Source organism: Pseudomonas agronomica (genome assembly GCF_025917275.1).
Taxonomy (GTDB): Bacteria; Pseudomonadota; Gammaproteobacteria; order Pseudomonadales; family Pseudomonadaceae; genus Aquipseudomonas; species Aquipseudomonas agronomica.
Map to the genome: position 1 here is coordinate 1 of NZ_JAOSHO010000352.1, position 5,558 is coordinate 5,558.

The 5,558-nt window shown below is 63.8% G+C and carries 4 protein-coding genes; all 4 read right to left on the bottom strand.

Going from position 1 to position 5,558, the window contains the following annotated elements:
* Window positions 1-67: 67 nt before the first annotated feature.
* Window positions 68-3,085 (bottom strand): sarcosine oxidase subunit alpha, encoded by a 3,018-nt coding sequence (locus tag OC610_RS20290; RefSeq protein ID WP_264430208.1) that lies wholly within the window; start codon window positions 3,083-3,085, stop codon window positions 68-70.
* Window positions 3,082-3,411: a sarcosine oxidase subunit delta gene (locus tag OC610_RS20295; protein ID WP_039590645.1), complete on the bottom strand. Its 330-nt coding sequence runs from the start codon at window positions 3,409-3,411 to the stop codon at window positions 3,082-3,084. Before OC610_RS20295 ends, OC610_RS20290 begins: the two co-directional genes overlap by 4 nt.
* A 14-nt stretch (window positions 3,412-3,425) precedes the next feature.
* Window positions 3,426-4,676: a sarcosine oxidase subunit beta gene (locus OC610_RS20300; RefSeq protein WP_003177603.1), complete on the bottom strand. Its 1,251-nt coding sequence runs from the start codon at window positions 4,674-4,676 to the stop codon at window positions 3,426-3,428.
* 22 nt (window positions 4,677-4,698) lie between these two features.
* Window positions 4,699-5,558, bottom strand: an 860-nt coding sequence (gene glyA, locus OC610_RS20305; protein WP_264430211.1) for a serine hydroxymethyltransferase, incomplete at its 5' end; no start/stop codon positions are given.

Genomic DNA, 5,558 nt, shown 5'->3' on the forward strand with positions numbered 1-5,558 from the left:
TGGGAGCGAGCTTGCTCGCGATGAAGCCGACGCGAAATCGCCGGCCTCCCCACAGGACCTCAAGCCACTAGATGTTCTGCCGATCGCCCTTCGGATCGAAGAACACCGAAGAAACGATCTCTGCCTCGATCACCCGGCCGTCGGCCAATGGCGCGAACACCCGTTCGCCCATGCGCTTGAGCCCGCCCTTGACCACGCCCATCGCAAACGAATAACCCAGGGAGTTATGCGCATAGCTGGAGGTGACGTGGCCGACCATCGACATCGGGATCGCCTGCTTGGGGTTGAACACCAGTTGCGCACCTTCCGGCAGCCAGACATTCGGGTCGATCGGCTTGAGGCCCACCAGTTGCTTGCGGTTTTCACGCACGCAATCTTCCCGGTTCATCCCGCGCCAGCCGATCCACGAGAACGGCTTGGTCCGACCAACGCACCAGCCCATGTTCAGGTCGTCCGGGGTCATCGAACTGTCAGTGTCCTGGCCCACGATGATGAAGCCCTTCTCGGCCCGCAGGACGTGCATGGTCTCGGTGCCGTACGGGGTCAGGTTGTATTTCTTCCCAGCCTCGACGATCTGTTCGAGCACGCCCATGGCGTAGTCGGCCTGCACGTTGATTTCGTACGACAGCTCACCGGTGAACGAGATCCGGAACACCCGCGCTGGCACGCCGCCCACCAGGCCTTCCTTCCAGGTCATGAACGGGAACGCGTCCTTGTCCAGGTCGATGTCGGTGACGTCGGCCAGCAGCTTGCGGCTGTTGGGGCCCGACAGGGTCATGGTCGCCCAGTGGTCGGTGACCGAGGTGAAGTACACCTTCAGGTCCGGCCATTCGGTCTGGTGATAGATCTCCAGCCATTGCAGCACGCGCGCGGCACCGCCGGTGGTGGTGGTCATCAGGAAGTGATTGTCCGCCAGACAGGCCGTTACGCCGTCGTCGAAGACCATGCCGTCTTCCTTGCACATCAGGCCGTAGCGGGCCTTGCCAACGTCGAGCTTGGTCCAGGCGTTGGTATAGACGCGGTTGAGGAACTCACGGGCATCCGGGCCCTGGATGTCGATCTTGCCCAAGGTCGAGGCGTCGAGCAGGCCAACGCTGTCACGCACGGCCTTGCATTCGCGCTTGACCGCGGCATGCATGTCTTCGCCGTTCTTCGGGAAGTACCAAGGGCGCTTCCACTGGCCGACGTCTTCGAACTCGGCACCGTTTTTTACATGCCAGGCATGCAGCGCGGTGAAGCGTACCGGCTCGAAGATGTGCCCACAGTGCCGGCCCGCCACCGCGCCGAAGGTCACCGGCGTGTAGTTCGGACGGAACATGGTGGTGCCCATCTGCGGGATGCTCACGTTCAGCGAACGGGCCGCGATGGCCAGGCCGTTGACGTTGCCCAGCTTGCCCTGGTCGGTGCCGAAGCCCAGCGCGGTGTAGCGCTTGACGTGTTCCACCGACTCGAAGCCTTCGCGGGTGGCGAGTTCGATGGCGGCGGCGGTCACGTCGTTCTGCAGGTCGACGAATTGCTTCGGCGCCCGTGCGGTGGCTTTTTCGTGGGGCACCTGGAACAGCGCCAGGGTCGGTTCTTCGTGACGGCTCAGGGCTTTGGGCAGCACGCCCTCGACGGCCTTGAAACCGGCTTCGCTGGCCGCGCGCACGCCGCCTTCAAAACCGTCCGCCAGGCTGTCGCCGAGGCTGTAGACGCCATTCACACCGCCGACGCAGACACGTTTTTGCGGGGCTTCGCCCGGTACGAAACCGAGGATGTCTTCACGCCAGATCGGCTTGCCGCCCAGGTGCGAAGCCAGGTGGACCACCGGGCTGTAGCCGCCGGAGCTGGCCACCAGGTCGCAGTCCAGCCATTCGCCGGGGCTGGTGACTTTATGGGCGCGCACGTCGATCGCGGCAACCCGTGCCCCGGTGACGCGCTTGCTGCCACGGGCCTCGATCACGGCGCTGCCGGTGAGGATGCGAATACCCTTGGCGCGGGCTTCTTCCACCAGCGCACCCCGTGGGTTGCTGCGGGCGTCGGCGACGGCGACCACTTGCAGGCCGGCGTCGAACCAGTCCAGGGCCACGCGATAGGCATGGTCATTATTGGTGCTCAGGACCAGCTTCTTGCCCGGGGCTACGCCGAATCGGCGGATGTAAGTGGAAACCGCGCCAGCCAGCATGTTGCCCGGCACGTCGTTGTTGCCATAGACCAACGGGCGCTCGCAGGCACCGGTCGCCAGGACCACGCGCTTGGCGCGGACCCGGTTGATACGTTGGCGAGCCTGGCCGATCGGCGCGCGATCACCCAGGTGATCGGTGAGGCGTTCGTGGATGGTCAGGAAGTTATGATCGTGATAACCGTTCACCGTGGCACGAGGCAGCAACACCACTTCGGGCATCGCGCGCAGTTCTGCCACTGCGGCAGCAACCCACTCGGTGGCCGGCTTGCCGTCCAGGCTTTCGCGGGAGTCGAGCAGGCTGCCGCCGAACTCTTCCTGCTCATCGGCCAGGATCACGCGCGCACCGCTGCGGCCCGCGGCCAACGCGGCGGCCAGGCCGGACGGGCCGGCGCCGACGATCAGCACGTCGCAGTGACGGTTCATGTAGTCGTAGGTGTCCGGATCGTTCTCGGTCGGCGAGCGACCCAGGCCCGCGGCCTTGCGGATGTACTTCTCGTAGGTCATCCAGAACGATTGCGGGTACATGAAGGTTTTGTAGTAGAAGCCCGGCGGCATCAGCTTGCCGCCGACCTTGCCGAGAATCCCCATCATGTCGTTGTTCACGTTCGGCCAGCCGTTGGTGCTGGTGGCGACCAGGCCTTGGTACAGCGCCTGTTGCGTGGCGCGCACGTTAGGAATCTGGGTGGCTTCGGTGGCGCCGATCTGCAGCACCGCGTTCGGCTCTTCGGCGCCGGCGGCGAAGATGCCGCGCGGACGGGAATACTTGAAGCTGCGGCCGATGATGTCGACCCCGTTGGCCAGCAGCGCGGCGGCCAGGGAGTCGCCTTCGAAGCCTTTGTAGGTCTGGCCGTTGAAGGTGAATGTCAGCACTTTGTTGCGGTCGATCCGTCCGCCGTTGGACAGGCGATTGATCTGGCTCATACCTTCTCTCCCAGAGCCTGTGCAGCCGCTTTCGGACTGTCAGCCTTGTCGGTGAACTGCGGCTTTTCGCCGATCTTGTAGGTTTCGAGAATTTCGTAGGTCACGGTGTCACGGGTCGCGTTGAAGTACTGGCGGCAACCGGCGACGTGATCCCACAGCTCATGGTGCAACCCGCGTGGGTTGTCACGGAAGAACATGTAGTCGCCCCACTCCTCGTCGGTGCAGGCGTTCGGATCCAGTGGACGCGGGATGTGCGCCTGGCCGGATGCATGGAATTCCTCTTCGGAGCGCAGTTCGCCGCAGTGAGGACAGAAGATGTGCAACATAGGGATTTCTCCTGTTAGTGGGCGACGGCAGCAGCGCCGTGTTCGTCGATCAGTGCGCCGTTGTGGAAACGGTCGATGGAGAAAGGTGCAGCCAATGGGTGCATTTCACCCTTGGCCAGGCTCGCGGCAAACACGTTGCCCGAGCCAGGTGTGGCCTTGAAGCCACCGGTGCCCCAACCGCAGTTGAAGAACATGTTCGGCACCGGGGTCTTGGAGATGATCGGGCAGGCGTCCGGCGTGGTGTCGACGATGCCGCCCCATTGGCGGTTCATGCGCACGCGGGACAGCACCGGGAACATCTCGACGATGGCCTGGACCGTGTGCTCGATCACCGGGTACGAGCCACGTTGGCCGTAGCCGTTGTAGCCGTCGATACCGGCGCCGATCACCAGGTCGCCCTTGTCGGACTGGCTGATGTAGCCGTGCACCGCGTTGGACATGATCACGCTGTCGATGATGGGCTTGATCGGCTCCGACACCAGCGCTTGCAGCGGGTGGGATTCGATCGGCAGGCGGAAGCCGGCGAGCTTGGCCATGTGCCCGGAGTTACCGGCGGTCACTACACCGACGCGCTTGGCGCCGATGAAGCCCTTGTTGGTTTCGACGCCGATGCACACGCCGTTTTCCTTGCGAAAACCGATCACTTCGGTCTGCTGGATCAAGTCCACGCCCAAGGCGTCCGCCGCCCGGGCAAAGCCCCAGGCCACGGCGTCGTGACGGGCTACGCCGCCGCGACGCTGGACGGTGGCGCCCATCACCGGGTAGCGGGTGTTTTTCGAGCAATCCAGGTACGGGATCTCGTCGGCCACTTGCTTGGCGTTGAGCAGCTCGCCGTCCACGCCATTGAGGCGGTTGGCGCTGACGCGACGCTCGGAATCACGGATGTCCTGCAGGGTGTGGCACAGGTTGTAGACGCCACGCTGGGAGAACATCACGTTGTAGTTCAGGTCCTGGGACAGGCCTTCCCATAATTTCATCGCGTGCTCATACAGGTGGGCCGACTCGTCCCACAGGTAGTTGGAGCGCACGATGGTGGTGTTGCGCGCGGTGTTACCGCCGCCCAACCAGCCCTTCTCGACCACGGCCACGTTGGTGATGCCGTGCTCCTTGGCCAGGTAGTAGGCGGTCGCCAGGCCGTGCCCGCCACCGCCGACGATGACCACGTCGTAGACCTTTTTCGGGGTCGGCGTGCGCCACATCCGCTGCCAGTTTTCATGATGGCTGAGTGAGTGTTTGAAGAGGCCGAAGCCTGAATAGCGTTGCATAGTCATTTACTCCAAAACCGACTCAGCGATAAACCGGGAAGTCCGCGCACAGGGCCGCCACTTGCTGCGCGACATTGGCCTCGACATCGGCGTCGCCGAGGTTGTCGAGGATGTCGCAGATCCAGCCGGCCAGCGTGACGCACTGGGTAACCTTGAAACCACGCGTGGTCACTGCCGGGGTGCCGATGCGCAGGCCCGAGGTCACGAATGGCGATTGCGGGTCGTTCGGCACGGCGTTCTTGTTGACGGTGATGTGGGCACGGCCCAGGGCGGCGTCGGCTTCCTTGCCGGTCAGGCCTTGGCGAATCAGGCTGACCAGGAACAGATGGTTGTCGGTGCCGCCGGACACTACATCGTAGCCGCGCTTGATGAACACGCCAGCCATGGCCTGGGCGTTTTCGATCACTTGTTGTTGATAGGCCTTGAAGCCAGGCTCCAGCGCTTCCTTGAAGCACACGGCCTTGCCGGCAATCACGTGCATCAGCGGGCCACCCTGGGCGCCGGGGAATACCGCGGCGTTGAGCTTCTTCTCGATCTCTTCGTTGGACTTGGCCAGGATCAGGCCGCCACGTGGACCGCGCAAGGTCTTGTGGGTGGTGGTGGTGACCACGTCGGCGTACGGCAGCGGGTTCGGGTACAGGCCGGCGGCGACCAGGCCAGCGACGTGGGCCATGTCGACGAACAGCAGCGCACCGACCTTGTCGGCGATCTGGCGGAAACGTGGGAAATCCAGGGTCTTGGAGTAGGCGGAGAAACCGGCAACGATCATCTTAGGCTTGCACTCGACCGCCAGGCGCTCGACTTCGTCGTAGTCGATCAGGCCGGTGGTGGTGTCGATGCCGTATTGCACTGCGTTATAGAGTTTGCCCGAGGACGACACTT

Excerpts from the sequence above, each read along its gene's own strand:
- OC610_RS20290 (WP_264430208.1), bottom strand. The coding sequence starts at position 3,085 with ATGAGCCAGATCAATCGCCTGTCCAACGGCGGACGGATCGACCGCAAC.
- OC610_RS20295 (WP_039590645.1), bottom strand. The coding sequence starts at position 3,411 with ATGTTGCACATCTTCTGTCCTCACTGCGGCGAACTGCGCTCCGAAGAG.
- OC610_RS20300 (WP_003177603.1), bottom strand. The coding sequence starts at position 4,676 with ATGCAACGCTATTCAGGCTTCGGCCTCTTCAAACACTCACTCAGCCAT.